This is a genomic window from Pandoraea anhela (assembly GCF_902459655.1).
In the GTDB taxonomy this organism is placed as follows: domain Bacteria; phylum Pseudomonadota; class Gammaproteobacteria; order Burkholderiales; family Burkholderiaceae; genus Pandoraea; species Pandoraea anhela.
Map to the genome: position 1 here is coordinate 249,770 of NZ_CABPSB010000002.1, position 15,102 is coordinate 264,871.

Consider the following 15,102-nt stretch of genomic DNA (forward strand, 5'->3'; position numbering starts at 1 on the left):
CGGACGATGTCCTGAAGCGTTCTGTGCGGGAAAAGGGGTCGACGGAAAAACGGCGGGGTGCGCGAACGACCTCTTTAGCCGCATTTTTAGTGAATGTCCCACACCGGAAAATCTCCGGCCGAGTCATTCGCGCGCCCGCAAGCGAGTCACCAAATCGGCGCGCCAATCGTCGCGACAAGGCCAGGCAGTGTTGCATCAGCCCCGTCGCGGGTTGCAAAAGTATAACGTAATCTGCGCACTCGGCGCAGACCACCGACTTCCCGGCTCAGCGCAGCAGCGCAGCGACCTGAGGCTCCGCGCCTTCCGCCGGCGAACGTTTGAAGCCGCTCTTGGCAAAGCGGTGCCAGCGACCGAGCACGTAGGATACGAGCAGGTTGGCGCGCGAGTTGGCATCGAACGTTTCGGGCAACGTGCCTTGTGCTGCGGCCAGACGCAGGACCTGACGCAGCGACGCCTCGATGCGGTCGAGCAGCTGGTTCATGCGCTCTTGCAGACGCTCGTGTTCGCCGACCAGCGCTTCGCCGGTCAGCACACGCGTCATGCCGGGGTTCTTCTCGGCGAAACCGAGCAGCATCAGCACGATGGCGCGCGCTTGCGACACGCCGTCCTGATCCTGCGCGGAAATCTGGTTGATCAGACCGAAGATGGTCTGTTCGATGAATTCGATCAGGCCTTCGAACATCTGGGCCTTGCTCGCGAAGTGGCGATAGAGCGCCGCCTCCGAGACGTCGAGGCGCGCGGCGAGCGCAGCCGTCGTGATCTTCTCGCCCTTGGGCGTCTCGAGCATGGCGGCAAGGGTTTGCAACACCTGCACGCGGCGCTCGCCCGGCTTGGGACGTGTGGTCTTCACCGGCGCTGGCGCGGCCTCCAGCGCATCGGCGGTGCCGTAACCGGCGCCGTTCGAAGAGTTTTCCTGCTGCATCGTCTGGTCGTTATCAGTTGGGGTTCGATTGTCGGGGTCGGGATGCCCGGGCCACGCGTTTCGCGCCTTCCCCGGTCGCCAGGCACGCCCGTAACTCGCGCAGAGATTGTACTTTGATATCCACGTAGTGTGGGCGGCCACTTCGCGGCATTACCTTGCCAAGACTGTTTCTGATCGGTAGATGTCCAGTGATCCATACCGTCTTGATGCCGAAGTGCCGCAGGTGTTTCAAATGCGTACGCGTGTCCTCGACGAGCCACGTCTTTTCCGGCGCGAGCCCTTCGCGCACGAGCAGACGCCGCAGCATCGTGGCGTCCGGTTTCGCGCGCCACGCACGACGGTCCGCCATGTCCTCGATACTCACGCATCGTTCGAAATATCGACGGATCCCCAGCGCCTCGACGATCGGCATCGCGTAGTGGGCAGGCGCGTTCGTGAGCAGGATCTTGCGCCCCGGCAGACCGGCCAGCAACCGGGCGATGCCGCGCTCGGCGCGCAACACCTCGGCCAGCGGCGGCAATTCGTGAACACGCGCGAGAAACTCGTGCGGATCGATGGCGTGATGCCGGATCAGGCCGAGCAACACCGCACCGTAACGATCCGTGTAGGTCGAGCGCAGCAAATTGGCCTCGTCCTGCCCCAGCCCCAGCTTCTCGACGATATAGGCGGTCATCGCGCGGTTGATGCGCGGAAAGATCGCGTGAGACGCGCGGTGCAACGTGTTGTCCAGATCGAACAACCAGACCGGACCGCGCGTGCCGTGCTCGCTACGGGCGCGGTGCGCTCGGCGTCGCCGGCTCAGAACGTGAGAAGAAGACACGGAGATAGCGGATTCTTGCGAGGAGATACGTGAAAATGGCCAGCGCTGCCAGACAGAGTGTCCCCTCACCCCCGGAGATTCGGCGCCGTCATCGCAAGGCAAGATGCTATCGCGCGGTGCCCGCTTTGACAAATCGGCCGGGCCCCGCCCCGCGCCACATGCCCCCACCGCCCGACACCCCTACATTCCCCATACAAGGTATCGAAAAAATCTCGGCCCGGGCGTCGTTTCTCGCCCGCTCGGGCCGAGCAGGCAAATCGCTAACGGGATCCCATAATTGCACAAATAAGGGTGTTTACCAATGCTTTTACCAATTATGGGATCCCATAATGAAAAAAGCCAATGTCGCCAGGCCCCGCTTGCCTGGCTCACAGGAAAGGAAACGAAAGGAGACGCATGCTGCATCCCACGCCGACCACGGTTCAATTGCGCGAAATGATCCTCAAGGGCGAACTCGCGCCGGGCGAGCGCCTGGCCGAAGCCAAACTGGCGGAACAACTGGGCGTGTCGCGCATGCCGGTGCGTCAGGCGCTGCCGGTGCTTGCCGAAGAAGGCCTCGTGGTGCGCGCCGGTCAGCGTGGTTACGCGGTGCGGGCGCACACGCGTGAAGAGAGTGTCGAAGCGCTTCACCTGCGAGGCGCGCTCGAAGGCTACGCCGCGCGTCTGCTCGCCGAGAAGGGCGCGAGCACGGACCTGCTCCGGCAACTGCGCGAGCTGCTGGCCGAGGGCGACGCTCTGCTCGCGGACCACACGATGACGCCCGAAGTACAGATCGGTTACGCCTCGCACAACGCGCGCTTTCACGACCGGCTCGTCACCGGCGCGAGCAATCCGCTGCTCGAAGGCTTCATCGCGCGCTGCAATCTGGTGCCCTTCGTCGCCCCTCGCACGGTCGCATTCGGACATGAGGACCGGCGCCAGTACGCCGGGATCCTCGCTTACGCGCATCGGCAGCATCACGCCATCGTGGAAGCGATTGCCGCGCGCCAGCCCGATCGCGCCGAATTCATGTGCCGCGAACACATCGTGACGCAAGAACACAGCATGGGCGCGCAGTTGCTCTGACGCGCGTCTGGCCACGGTATCCGAACCGTCCCACATCGAAACGAGAGCACGCCACACCCCTGACAAGGCGCGCCAAGGAGACAAACGATCATGTTCCTCAAAAATGCCTGGTACATCGCCTGCACGCCGGACGAATTCGCCGGGAAACCGTTGGGCCGCAAGATCTGCAACGAAGCGATGGTGTTCTTTCGCGACGGCAACGGCAATGCCGCGGCGCTCGAAGATTTCTGCCCGCATCGCGGCGCCGCGCTCTCGCTGGGCTTCGTCAGAGACGGCCATCTCGTGTGCGGCTATCACGGCCTCACCGTCGACGGTGGTGGCAAGTGCACGAAGATGGTCGGTCAGCGTGTCGGCGGCTTTCCGAAGACGCGCGCGTTTGCGTGCGTCGAGCGCTATGGCTTCGTTTGGGTCTGGCCGGGTGACGCCGCGCGCGAATCCCGACGAAATTCCGCATCTGGCGTGGGCCGTGAGTGAGCAGTGGGCGTACGGCGGCGGCCTTTATCACATCAAGTGCGACTATCGCCTGATGATCGACAACCTGATGGATCTCACGCACGAGACGTACGTGCACGCCACGAGCATCGGGCAGGAAGAGATCGAAGAAGCCCCGCCGAAGACGACCGTCGAGGGCGACATGGTGATCACGGCGCGCCACATGGAGAACATCAAGGCGCCGCCTTTCTGGGCAAGCGCATTGCGCGCGAACGGTCTGGACGATCAGCTCGCGTGCGACCGCTGGCAGATCTGCCGCTTCACGCCGCCGAGCCATGTGATGATCGAAGTGGGCGTCGCTCACGCCGGTCATGGAGGTTACGACGCGCCGGCCGACAAGAAGGCCGGCAGCATCGTCGTGGACTTCATCACGCCGGAGACCGACGAATCGATCTGGTATTTCTGGGGCATGGCGCGCAACTTCAAACCACAGGATGCCGAGCTGACGGCTGCGATCAGGGAGGGCCAGGGCGGCATCTTCGCCGAAGACCAGGAAGTGCTCGAAGCGCAGCAGCGCAATCTGTCGGCGTATCCGGACAAGAAGATTCTCAGGCTCAATATCGACGCCGGAGGCGTGCAGTCGCGCAAGGTCCTCGACCGTCTGATCGACGCGGAGCGCGCGCGTGCGGCGGGCGCCGACATGGAGAACGCCGCATGAAGGTCCGGCTGGCGAACAAGCGCGATGTCGCCACCGACATCTGCGAATTCGAACTGGTGAGTGTGGACGGTCGCGCGTTGCCCGCGTTCACCGCCGGCGCACACATCGACGTGCATGTGGCGGACGGCCTCGTGCGGCAATACTCGCTGTGCAACGCGCCGGGCGAGACGCATCGCTACTGTGTGGGGGTGCTGCGCGATCCGCAATCGCGTGGCGGCTCCGTCGGCATGCACGCGCTCGCGGTCGGCACGCAGATCGAGATCAGCGCGCCGCGTAATCACTTCCCGCTCGCCGAAGCGGCGAAGCGGCGAAGCACAGCATTCTGCTCGCCGGCGGTATCGGCGTGACGCCGATCCTCTGCATGGCCGAAGCGCTCGCCGCGAGCGGCGCGTCGTTCGAAGTGCATTACTGCACGCGTGAGCCGGCGCGCACGGCATTTCGCGAACGATTCGCGCGCGAGGGCATTGCGGCGCACACGCGTCTGTACTTCGACAGCGAAGGCCAACGCGCCGATCTCGACGCGATTCTGGCGCAACCGTCCGGCGGCAAACATCTGTATGTCTGCGGTCCGGCCGGTTTCATCGACGCCGTGCTCGCGCGCGCGGAAGCCGCGCAATGGCCGGAAGGCAACGTGCATCGCGAGTACTTTGCCGCCCCCGCGCATGAGAACGCCGGTGGCGAAGCCGACCCGCCATTTCAGGTGAAGCTGCATTCGAGCGGCCGGGTGATCGACGTGAAGGCCGGCGAGACGATCGTCGCGGCGCTGGCGGCACAGGGCGTCGAAGTGCAGATGTCGTGTGAGCAAGGCGTTTGCGGCACGTGCCTCACACGCGTGATCGACGGCACGCCCGACCATCGAGACGTCTACCTCACCGACGACGAGCGCGCCGCCAACGATCAGATCCTGCCGTGCTGCTCGCGCAGCCAGTCCGCCGTGCTGGTGCTCGATCTCTGATCGGCCGGATCGTCGCGACAGCGCCGCACACGCCGCAAGCGCACTATCGCCCTATCGCCCTATCACCCCTATCACCCCTATCACCCTATCGCAGGATCCTGTACCCCAAATGCAAAGCGGACCCCAAAGGGTCCGCTGCCTGAAACTTGCGAGTCGCCGGCTTGCGCCGGCGTGCCCCGCCGATGTCCCGCTCAGTGCGAGCGGATCATCGTGCCGAACGGTTGCTCGGTCAGGATCTCCAGCAACACCGAATGCTCGATGCGACCGTCGACGATGTGCACCGACTTGACGCCGCTCTTCGCGGCGTCGAGGGCCGACGAGATCTTCGGCAGCATGCCGCCCGAGATCGTGCCGTCGGCGAACAGTTCGTCGATCTCGCGCGCGGACAGATCGGTCAGCAGATTGCCGTCCTTGTCCATCACACCCGGAATGTTGGTCATCATCACCAGCTTCTCGGCGCCCAGCACCGTCGCGAGCTTACCGGCCACGAGGTCGGCGTTGATGTTGTACGCCTGCCCGTCTTCGCCCACACCGATCGGCGAGATCACCGGAATGAAGGCGTCGTCCTGCAGCGCGCGCACCACGGCCGGGTTGATGGAGTCGACTTCACCGACGAAACCGATGTCGAGGAACTGGCCGGCGTTCTCGCGATCGGGCATCATCATCTTGCGAGCGTTGATGAGACCGCCGTCCTTGCCCGTGAGACCGACCGCCTGGCCGCCGTACTGGTTGATCAGCATGACGATGTCCTGCTGGACTTCGCCGCCGAGCACCCACTCGACGACTTCCATCGTCTCTTCGTCGGTCACGCGCATGCCCTGGATGAACGTGCCCTGCTTGCCGATCTTCTTGAGCGCCTGATCGATCTGCGGGCCGCCACCGTGCACCACCACCGGGTTGATGCCGACGAGCTTGAGCAAAATGACGTCGCGCGCGAAGCCTCGCTTCAATCGCTCCTCGGTCATGGCGTTGCCGCCGTATTTGATCACCACGGTCTTGCCGTGATACTTGCGGATGTACGGCATCGCCTCGGCCAGAATTTCGGCTTTGAGAGCGGGTGCGATGTCGTCGATGGAGTTCAGTTGCTGATCGGACATGGCGGGAAGGTTCGGAAGGTGAAGCAGGTGGACCAGGAAACAGGGCGAATTGTACAGCCAAGAAGCCTTGACGTGCGGGGCTTCGACGGGTTTCGGAAGGCGCCGACGCACGCGTCGGACAACGACTGCCCATCGCTGTCGTCATGTGCCGGGCGGCAACCGCAAAAGCGGCGATTCTCGCCCCGTCAGCGGCACAGCACCGCACGTGCGTATCACCCCTTTCACTTATCGCAGGACGCCCTTCAGTGGCCGATTTTTACCTCATGCCCCCTCTCGCCACCTTTCCATCCTTCCTTCTCTGCCCCGCCGCACGCGTCGCCCCCGTCGCCCCCGTCGCCCCCGTCGCCCCCGTCGCCCCCGTCGCCCCCGTCGCCCCCGTCGATTCAGGCGCCGAGGCGATCCGCGTGTGGCTGGCCGAAGCCAGCCAACCCGCTGTTGCAGTTGCGCAACTCGACCGGGAAAAGGACGGCGAGGCGGCGTGCAACGCTCTCATGGGATGAAAATGAAAGCGACGGCGGCCAGCGCAGCGCGCGGAGAAAAGACGGATCCGTCGGCGCCGTCGCGCTGCCCGCAATGCGGCGCTGCGGTGACTTGCGGCGCGATAACCGCGCCAGGGCCCTGGGCGAGTCAGGCCTCCGACCGGGCGACCCGGCCGATGGGAAGCGAGCGGGCCGACGTGCAATGCTGGTGCCTCGACTGGCCGTCGCTGCCGTCGTCGGCAAGGCTGGGCGTCAACGCGTGCCTGTGCCCAACCTGCCTGCGCGCGGCGCTGATCGCCGCCGGGGTGACGATCGACGTAACGGCTGCGGACCCCGCCACCGACGCCAGCCCCCCGCCATAAGCCGGCCGGACGTCAGCGTCGGCCGCGCCGTGGGCCGCGCGAATTACTTGTGCGCCCCGTGCGCCATGCCGGCCATCCCGGCCATGCCGCCGCCGGCGGGCGCCGCCGTCAGGTCCCGCACGGTGGCCTGCACCTGCAACTCGGACGTCTTGTGATCGGCGGTTTCAAACTTCAGCGTGACGGGCACCGTGTCGCCCTTCTTGAGCGGCGTCTTCAGGTCCGTGAGCATGATGTGGTAGCTGCCCGGCTTGAGTTCCACCGGCTTGTTCGCCTCCAGCGGCAGCCCCTTGGGCAGCGCGCGCATTTTCATGAGCGTGCCGTCGAGCTTCATTTCGTGCACGTCGGCGTTGGCCGCCACCGGTGTGCTCACGCTCAGCAGGGTGGTCGGCTGATGAGCCTGAAGCGTCATGTAGACGGCGGACGACGTCTGGCCGGGAACGGTGCCGCGCGCCCAGGCGTCGGAGACATCGACCTGCGCGGCTGGGGAAGCGTGGGCGGCGTGGGTCGCCTGCGCAACGGCAGACGCCGAGGCCATACCGAGCCCGGCTGCGAGACTGAATGCGACCGCCACCAAAAGCTTGTGCTTCATGCAAACTCCTTTTTGTCGTCGACGGGCCGAACATCGTCGGTCCCTGTCTGCCGATTCGTCGCAGACTTCGTGCGGCGACATGCCACACAGGACGTGAACGGCCATTGTAGTCGCGTGCCGTGCAACGCGTGAGGCGACGCCGTGATATCGGCCATTTGCGCGATGCGGCAGAGTGTCGCATCGTCGCGCGACGCCGGATGGCGCGCGACCCGGACTTGGTACACTTGTCGTATGACTCATTTTCCCATCGAGCGAACCAACGTCGTTCAGCTTTTCTGGCTGCGCTGTCTGGCCATCGTCGGCCAGCTGGCCACCATTGGTGTCGCCCAACTCTGGCTCGGCGTGCGCCTGCCGCTGGAGCCCATGCTCACCATCGTCGCGCTGGAGGTGCTGTTCAACGTGCTCACCTGGGTGCGTGCGCGACGCGGCGTCGAACGGGCCAAGCGCCGGACCGATCTCGATCTGATGAGCCAGTTGCTCGTGGATCTGGCCGCGCTCACCGCACTGCTGTTCTTCTCCGGCGGTGCGACCAATCCCTTCGTCTCGCTGTTCCTGCCGGGGCTGGCGATTGCCGCCGCCGTGCTGCCGTGGCGCAACGCGTCGCAACTCGCGCTGCTCTCGCTGGTCGCCTACGGCGCACTGAACTTCCAGTACGTGCCGCTCGATCTCGCCGATCCGGGCAACCTGCTACGTCTGCATCTTGCCGGGATGTGGGTGAACTTCGTCGTCAGCGTGCTTGTGATCGCGTGGTTCGTGTCGCGCATGTCGCGCGCGCTGCGCGCACGCGACGCGCAGCTCGCCCGCGCCGAACAGCGTCTGCTGCGCGATGAGCGAATGGCTGCGCTCGGCGCACAGGCCGCGAGCGTGGCGCATGAACTCGGCACGCCGCTCTCGACGATGGCCGTGGTGGTCGGTGAATTGCGCAGCGAAAGTCTGGGCAACAGCGCGCTCAAGCCCTTCGAGCCGGACCTTCAGACACTGGAGCAGCAGATTGCGTTGTGCAAGAGCGCCATCGGCCACGTGCAGACGCGCGCGGCCGCCCCGGTGCGTCAGCCGCTGGCCGAGTGGCTACCGGCGTTCACCACACAGTGGCGACTGCGCCATCCGCAGGTCCAGTTCCAATTGCGCGTGCCGCCCGAGCTGACGGCGCGCATCGAAGACACCGTACAGGTCGGCCAGATCCTGACCATCCTGCTCGACAACGCGGCGTACTTCAGTCCCTCGTCGGTCACGCTCGACGTGGCCGTCGCCGCCGAGGACGTACGCTTCACCGTTTGCGACGAGGGCCCCGGCATGACAGCCGAGCTTCGCGCGCGTCTTGGCAACTCCCCTGTGATGAGCACACACGGCGGGCACGGCATGGGCCTGTATCTCGCCTTCGCCAGCGCGCAACGGCTCGGCGGCGACATCGCCCTCACCCCCAACACGCCGCAAGGCACGCGCGCCGAACTGCGCCTGCCGCTGGCCACCTTCTTCTTCGGTTCGCGGAGTCAGACATGAACGCCTCCCACTTCCTTCTCATCGACGACGATGTCGTCTTCGCCGAAACGCTCGCCCGCGCGCTGACACGTCGCGGTTACGACGTGCAGATCGCCGCCGACAGTGCGGCCGCGCTGCTCGCCGCGCGCACGCGGCAATTCGATCTGATCTCCGTCGACCTGCATCTGGGTCACGACTCGGGACTGCCGCTCATCGCGCCGCTGCGGGCGCTGCAACCGAAAGCGCGCATGCTGGTGCTCACCGGTTACGCGAGCATTGCCACGGCCGTGCAGGCCGTCAAGGACGGCGCGGACAACTATCTCGCCAAACCGGCCAACGCCGACACCATCCTGGCCTCGTTGCGTAGCGACGCCAGCGAAGCGCAAGCCGACGAGGCCATCGAAAACCCGTCGCCGCTGTCGGTGGCGCGACTGGAATGGGAACACATCCAACGTGTGCTGGCCGAACACAACGGCAACATCTCCGCCACGGCGCGCGCACTGAACATGCATCGCCGCACATTGCAGCGCAAGTTGCTCAAGCGCCCGGTCAAGCAGTAACGATGCAGCGGCGGGTGTCGCTGCGGTGACAGCCCACAACACCGCCGCACGCAACGATGGACGAAAAAAAGGCCCCCGAGGGGGCCTTTCTCATGTCGCGATGTAACTCACGCCATCACAGCACATAGCGCGACAGATCTTCGTTCTGCGCCACTTCTTCGAGGAAGCGGTTCACGTAATCGGCGTTGATCGTGACGACTTCGCTGGACTGCTTGCCCGCGCTGTACGAAATGTCTTCGAGCAGCTTTTCGATGACCGTGTACAGACGCCGCGCACCGATGTTCTCCGTCTTCTCGTTGACCGAGTAAGCGATTTCCGCAAGACGCTTGATGCCGTCCGGTGCGAATTCGAGCGTCACGTCTTCGGTAGCGAGCAACGCCTGATACTGCTTGACGAGGCTGGCGTCCGTCTGCGTGAGAATCGCTTCAAAGTCCTCGACCGACAGCGATTCGAGTTCGACACGAATCGGGAAGCGGCCTTGCAGTTCCGGAATCAGATCGCTCGGCTTGGCCAGATGGAACGCTCCGCTCGCGATGAACAGAATGTGGTCCGTCTTGATCATGCCGAACTTCGTGCTCACGGTCGTGCCTTCGACCAGCGGCAGCAGATCGCGCTGCACGCCCTGACGCGACACGTCGCCGCCACCCACTTCGCTGCGCGTGGCGATCTTGTCGATTTCGTCGAGGAACACGATGCCGTTTTGCTCGACGTTACGCAGGGCCAGTTGCTTGACCTCTTCGTCGTTGAGCATCTTCGACGCTTCTTCGTCCGTCAGGATCTTGAGCGCGTCCTTGATCTTGAGCTTCTGACGCTTCTTCTTCTGGTTGCCCAGATTCGCGAACATGCCCTTGATCTGCTCGGTCATCTCTTCCATGCCCGGCGGCCCCATGATTTCCATGCCCTGTGCCGGGATTTCGACTTCGAGTTCGATTTCCTTGTCGTCGAGCGCGCCTTCGCGCAGACGCTTGCGGAAGGTCTGACGCGTCGCGTTGTCCTCACCGCTCGGCTCGGCTTCGTGCGATGCCGAACCGAAACGGATGTCGCGCGACGATTCGCGGCCAGTCGGCAGCAACAGATCGAGAATGCGATCCTCGGCGCGATCTTCGGCCTTGGTGCGCACCTTCTTCATTTCGGCTTCGCGCGTTTGCTTGATGGCGATTTCCGCCAGGTCGCGCACGATACTGTCCACGTCGCGGCCCACATAGCCGACTTCGGTGAACTTCGTCGCCTCGACCTTGATGAACGGCGCGTCGGCCAGCTTGGCCAGACGTCGGGCGATCTCGGTCTTGCCGACGCCGGTCGGTCCGATCATCAGAATGTTCTTCGGCGTGATTTCCTGACGCAGGGGCTCGGCCACCTGCTGACGGCGCCAGCGATTGCGCAACGCCACCGCGACGGCCTTCTTGGCCTTGTGCTGGCCGATGATGCGTTTGTCGAGTTCGGAAACGATCTCGGAGGGGGTCATATGGGTCATGACGTTCGCCAGATTAGGGGTTCGCAAAGCGGGTGACGCCCGGCCGGTCGGCTGTCGTTGTCCCGATCAGCCGCCGGCCGGCAATCGCGCCACAGGAGTCCACCTGCCGGGGCGCGCGCGTCGTCCGTCGATGTTCGTCGATCTTCGTCGATGGTCTTGTTTACTTCACTGCCTTCGGCGGCAGCGATTCGATGATGTGATTGCCGTTCGTGTAGATGCACATTTCGCCCGCGATCGTCAGCGCTTTCTTGACGATTTCCGCCGGCGTGAGGTCGGTGTTCTCGACCAGTGCGCGTGCGGCGGCCTGTGCGTAAGATCCGCCCGAACCGATGGCGGCGACGCCGCCTTCCGGATCGAGCACATCGCCGTTACCGGTAATGACCAGCGTGGTTTCCGCGTCCGCGACGATCATCATCGCTTCGAGACGGCGCAGCATGCGGTCCGTGCGCCAGTCCTTGGCGAGTTCGACCGCAGAACGCGTGAGATGCCCCTGATGCTTCTGAAGCTTCGCCTCGAAACGATCAAGCAACGAGAAGGCGTCTGCCGTGGCGCCGGCGAAACCGACCATGACCTTGCCGTCATAGATCGTACGCACCTTGCGCGCCGTGCCCTTCATCACGATGTTGCCGAGCGTGACCTGTCCGTCACCGCCGAGCGCGACCTGATCGCCGCGCCGAACGGAGACGATAGTGGTGCCGTGATATTGCTCCATGCCTGTTCCTTTTCGGGGGGCGACGTGCGCCCCGTAACGATTGGCCCGGACATCGCACGCATCGTCTCCGTCGATCATCAAGACGGGGAAGGCGCACCCTGCCGGGCGAGACGTCACTGTAGTTTAGGGCAATCGAAAGAATATCAAGGGGCGTCGACGGCGTCGCACAAGACTCGCCGCCGACCGCCCGGCCGATGCCCTGTCCCGCAACGGAACCTGTGGCATGGAGGGTGGCATTCGCGCGGCATTGCACCGCGCGAACGAGAGGATGCGGGGCAATTTCTCGGAAATCGCCCCGTTTTTGCGGCATATCGGAGATGCCCGGCAGAGAATCGGACCGCTCAGAACGTGGTGCGCAATCCCACCCGTACCGCACGACCGCCTTGCGGCGCAATGTCGCGCAGCACCGAACTCGCCAGACGCACTTCCTGATTGGTCAGGTTCTCGCCCTTCAGATAGGCGAGCCACTGCGCGCCACCCGCCTTGAACTGATACGTGAGCGCGGCGCCGAGCGTGGTATAGCCGTTCGTCGTCAGATCGTTCGCGGGCACGCGTGCCTGATGGCTTGCGTGGACCATTTCGAGACGCGCGCCCCAGTGTCCGAGGCCGTAGACCAGCGCGGCCGTCAACCGCAGCGGCGCGATGCGCGGCAGCGGCTCGCCCGTGTCGCGATTACGCCCGATGGTGTAGTCGCCTCGCAGTTCGACGTCGAGATTGCCGTAGCCCTGCCAGACACGCGCGCGGCCTTCCGCCTCGAACCCGTAAAGATCCGCAGGCACACCGGCGTACTGATAAACCGGCAGCGGCTTGTCTTCGCCGTCGACCGTGCGACCGGTGTTGTTCAGCGCCAGGAAGTTGGAGAAGCGGCTAAAGAACACGCCGACGCTGCCCTTGTTCGGTCCGTTCTCGTAACGCAATGAAAGGTCCGTCGAGAAGGCCTTTTCCAGCTTGGCCTGGGGATCGCCGATCTCGAAGACGCCGGTCGCGAGGTGCGGACCGTTCGCGTACAACTCGTAGAAGGTCGGCGCGCGCTCGGTGTAGGCGGTGTTCAGCGCCACGGACCATGCCGGGGCCAGCGCGAACACGGCGCCTGCCGAAACGCTGCCCGGCGTGAAGTTGCGCGACGGCAAATTATCGAAACGCTCGTTACCGCCCGCGCTCGGCTTCACGCTGGAATGCTCGATGCGCGCGCCGAACGACAGCTTCACCGCCTGATTGACGGCCCACTCTTCGAGCGCGAACAGCGCCACGTTGGTGGTGTCGCTCTTCGGCACGAACGCTTCTTCGCCCAGGGCTGAGAACGTGTTCTGCGAGAACTGCACGCCCACGGCGCCTTCGAGCGGCCCGATCCGGGCGTGACGCGCCTCGATCCGTCCTTCGTATCCGTGGTTCTTGAACGTCGTGCCCGTCTGGCCGTTCTCGATTTCCTTGTGCTCGTAGTCGGTGTACCCGAAGTTGAACTTGAACGCCGTGAACGGGCCGCTCAGGTTGCGCACTTCACTGGCCAGGGCGAGACGCTGCTGACGCAACCGGATGCGTGTGTTTTCTTCGGCGACGGTGCCGTAGTCGGAGTCGTAACCGGAGTAGGACAACCCTGCGTATCCGTCGGCCCATGTCCACGATGCCCCGGCGGCGGCACCGCTCGTCTGCCCGTCGCTGTTGGGCAGCGTGCCCGACGGTTGCGGCACGTCTTCGCCGTCGCGCGCGCGTTGTTGCGCCGAACGGGCGAAGCCGGGAATGCGCAGGTCGGCGCTCTTGCGCGCAAAACCGTCGACGTGGAATGCGAACTGGCCATTGCCGAATTCGAGTTGCGCCGCGCCGGCGCGCTCGCGATTGGCGCCGCCGTAGCTGACGTCCGTCGCCCCGGAAACGCCCGTGAGCGACTCGCGCGGAATGCGGTTGTCGATGGTGTTGACCACACCGCCGACGGCATTGCCGCCATACAGCAACGCCGCAGGGCCGCGCACGATTTCCACGCGCTCGATGCTCAGCGGATCCTGCGCCACGGCGTGGTCGTACGAGAGCGACGAAGCGTCGAGCGATGCCGTGCCGTTTTGCAGCACGCGAATGCGGTCGCCGTCGAGGCCACGAATGATCGGACGGCTGACGTTCGGACCATACGAGGTGGCCGAGACGCCCGGCAGGCCATCGAGGGTCTCGCCGAGCGTGGTCGAGCGACGCAGCGCCAGAGCGCGGCCGTCGAGTTCGGTGATGGGCGCGGCGAGTTCGGCCGCGGCGCGCCCGAGCGGGTTGCCCGTCACGAACGTCACCGGCAGCGCGGTATCCGCAGCGACGGCTGCAACGGGTGCGGTGGGTGCGGCAGGCGTGGCCGTGGACTGGGCGGGCGCGTCTTCGGCGGCCTGCGCCGACAGACTGGTCATTGCGAAGGCGCTGAACGTGAGCGCCGCCGCGAGCGGCAGCGGAGCAAGCAATGGCAACGGGCGGCGAAGGCGCGAGCGAGCGGCCGGGAGGTCAGGGGTGAGCGAGCGCGTCGCGTGTGCGGCGACGAAAGCGGGAGAGGCCATGGTTGTTTCTTATCGGTCTGATGAGCGCGGGCGCACACGTCCTCGGACGGTGCAGGAATGCCCGTAAATCGGCACGAACGCGTGCACGGCGACACGCCGACATGGCAGGCAGACGCTGGCCGGCAACGGGCGAAAGGCCCACCGGCGCGGTGCGCACGTCAGAGCGAGTGCTGGCAAAGATTCGTGGAAAACGTCGGAGACGTTGAAGCGTCAGACCGCGACCGGCGGCGCGCGGGAATCGAAGGGCAGGAGGACGGCGCTCGCGTGACTGCGCCCGTTGGCGCGCAGCGGCGCCTGCGTCGTGTCGGCAGCGCTCGTCCACTGGAGCATCGCCACGGCCATGGCCGCCGCGAGTGTCGCCCCCTCGAAAAGATGGCAGTGGTGGTGATGGGTGCCGAAGCCGGTGTGGGTCGCACGCGCGGATTGCACGGACCAGTCGGCGGCGATCGCGGCGTCCGATTCGGCATCGATGGCGTCTGCGGCATCGACCTCATTGCCATCACCGGCGTCAGCAACCTGAGCGACATTCGTGACGGCGGTGGCGGTGGCGGTGGCGGTGGCGGTAGCGCCTCCCCTCGCGACCGTCGCCGTAGCAACGCGATGGGCCGCACCCCGCTGCCCCATGCCGGACAACTCGCGCGCGTGCGCGATTTCGTGCTGCAACCCCCACATCTGCACGCACAGCAAGGCGGCGATGAGCCACGCCACCCAGCCGCTGCGTCCACGCCCGAGCGGCGCACGCGAGCGCGCACGCCATGGGCGGAAAGCGGAATCGATGGACGGCATGGATGACTCGAATTGCAACTGAGTTGCAATCTTGCCATAAAGCGGCACTTGCCGCGAGCCTGGCGTAGCGTTGCGCGCAGGCGACAGTCCGGGCCGGTCGAGGCGCGGCCGACCGGTCGGCGTCGGG

13 protein-coding genes and 2 pseudogenes are annotated in these 15,102 nt (G+C 65.2%); 7 read left to right on the forward strand and 8 right to left on the reverse strand.

Translation table 11 applies throughout. The annotated features are described in order from the left end of the window. Nucleotides 1-265: 265 nt before the first annotated feature. Both slmA and PAN31108_RS04255 read right to left on the reverse strand, forming a co-directional pair. Nucleotides 266-922 (reverse strand): nucleoid occlusion factor SlmA, encoded by a 657-nt coding sequence (gene slmA, locus PAN31108_RS04250; protein WP_063389806.1) that lies wholly within the window; start codon nt 920-922, stop codon nt 266-268. 13 nt (nt 923-935) lie between these two features. Continuing rightward, complete coding sequence (locus tag PAN31108_RS04255; RefSeq protein ID WP_150667635.1) at nt 936-1,742, reverse strand: HAD-IA family hydrolase; 807 nt, start codon at nt 1,740-1,742, stop codon at nt 936-938. 396 nt (nt 1,743-2,138) lie between these two features. On the opposite strand from PAN31108_RS04255, the gene PAN31108_RS04260 reads away from it, so the two are divergent. From PAN31108_RS04260 to PAN31108_RS04270, 3 genes and pseudogenes are all read left to right on the forward strand, one after another. Then, nucleotides 2,139-2,807: a GntR family transcriptional regulator gene (locus tag PAN31108_RS04260; RefSeq protein WP_150667636.1), complete on the forward strand. Its 669-nt coding sequence runs from the start codon at nt 2,139-2,141 to the stop codon at nt 2,805-2,807. A 90-nt stretch (nt 2,808-2,897) separates the two neighbouring features. After that, a pseudogene (locus tag PAN31108_RS04265) lies at nt 2,898-3,957 on the forward strand (Rieske 2Fe-2S domain-containing protein). Continuing rightward, nucleotides 3,954-4,912, forward strand: a pseudogene (locus PAN31108_RS04270) (PDR/VanB family oxidoreductase). The pseudogenes PAN31108_RS04265 and PAN31108_RS04270 overlap by 4 nt, the downstream one beginning before the upstream one ends. A 191-nt stretch (nt 4,913-5,103) precedes the next feature. On the opposite strand, the gene argB reads toward PAN31108_RS04270, so the two are convergent. Beyond that, nucleotides 5,104-6,009 carry an acetylglutamate kinase gene (gene argB / locus PAN31108_RS04275; RefSeq protein ID WP_150667637.1) on the reverse strand — a complete coding sequence of 302 codons (906 nt, stop codon included), beginning with the start codon at nt 6,007-6,009 and terminating at the stop codon, nt 5,104-5,106. A gap of 263 nt (nt 6,010-6,272) precedes the next feature. Here argB and PAN31108_RS04280 point away from each other — a divergent pair, with 263 nt between their 5' ends. Beyond that, nucleotides 6,273-6,509, forward strand: a complete 237-nt coding sequence (locus tag PAN31108_RS04280; protein WP_150667638.1) for a hypothetical protein — start codon at nt 6,273-6,275, stop codon at nt 6,507-6,509. Nucleotides 6,510-6,664: 155 nt separating this feature from the next. Continuing rightward, nucleotides 6,665-6,850, forward strand: coding sequence for a hypothetical protein (locus PAN31108_RS26700; RefSeq protein WP_246183770.1), 186 nt, complete (start codon nt 6,665-6,667; stop codon nt 6,848-6,850). Nucleotides 6,851-6,893: 43 nt separating this feature from the next. On the opposite strand, the gene PAN31108_RS04290 is transcribed toward PAN31108_RS26700, so the two are convergent. Beyond that, entirely contained in the window at nt 6,894-7,385 is a 492-nt protein-coding gene (locus PAN31108_RS04290) for a copper chaperone PCu(A)C (RefSeq protein ID WP_370819570.1), read from the reverse strand. 285 nt (nt 7,386-7,670) lie between these two features. Here PAN31108_RS04290 and PAN31108_RS04295 point away from each other — a divergent pair, with 285 nt between their 5' ends. Both PAN31108_RS04295 and PAN31108_RS04300 read left to right on the forward strand, forming a co-directional pair. Further along, entirely contained in the window at nt 7,671-8,939 is a 1,269-nt protein-coding gene (locus PAN31108_RS04295; RefSeq protein ID WP_150667640.1) for an ATP-binding protein, read from the forward strand. Beyond that, nucleotides 8,936-9,478 carry a response regulator transcription factor gene (locus tag PAN31108_RS04300; RefSeq protein WP_150667641.1) on the forward strand — a complete coding sequence of 181 codons (543 nt, stop codon included), beginning with the start codon at nt 8,936-8,938 and terminating at the stop codon, nt 9,476-9,478. The genes PAN31108_RS04295 and PAN31108_RS04300 overlap by 4 nt, the downstream gene beginning before the upstream one ends. 115 nt (nt 9,479-9,593) lie before the next feature. Here PAN31108_RS04300 and hslU read toward each other — a convergent pair whose 3' ends face one another. The 4 genes from hslU to PAN31108_RS04320 form a co-directional block, all read right to left on the reverse strand. Further along, nucleotides 9,594-10,952, reverse strand: coding sequence for an ATP-dependent protease ATPase subunit HslU (gene hslU / locus PAN31108_RS04305; RefSeq protein WP_150667642.1), 1,359 nt, complete (start codon nt 10,950-10,952; stop codon nt 9,594-9,596). 160 nt (nt 10,953-11,112) lie between these two features. After that, nucleotides 11,113-11,664, reverse strand: a complete 552-nt coding sequence (hslV, locus tag PAN31108_RS04310; RefSeq protein ID WP_150667643.1) for an ATP-dependent protease subunit HslV — start codon at nt 11,662-11,664, stop codon at nt 11,113-11,115. 341 nt (nt 11,665-12,005) lie between these two features. Further along, the gene (locus PAN31108_RS04315; RefSeq protein ID WP_150667862.1) at nt 12,006-14,045 is read right to left on the reverse strand and encodes a TonB-dependent receptor; all 2,040 of its coding nucleotides are present in this window, start codon (nt 14,043-14,045) and stop codon (nt 12,006-12,008) included. A 354-nt stretch (nt 14,046-14,399) separates the two neighbouring features. Next, nucleotides 14,400-14,975 (reverse strand): hypothetical protein, encoded by a 576-nt coding sequence (locus PAN31108_RS04320; RefSeq protein WP_150667644.1) that lies wholly within the window; start codon nt 14,973-14,975, stop codon nt 14,400-14,402. Nucleotides 14,976-15,102: the final 127 nt, after the last annotated feature.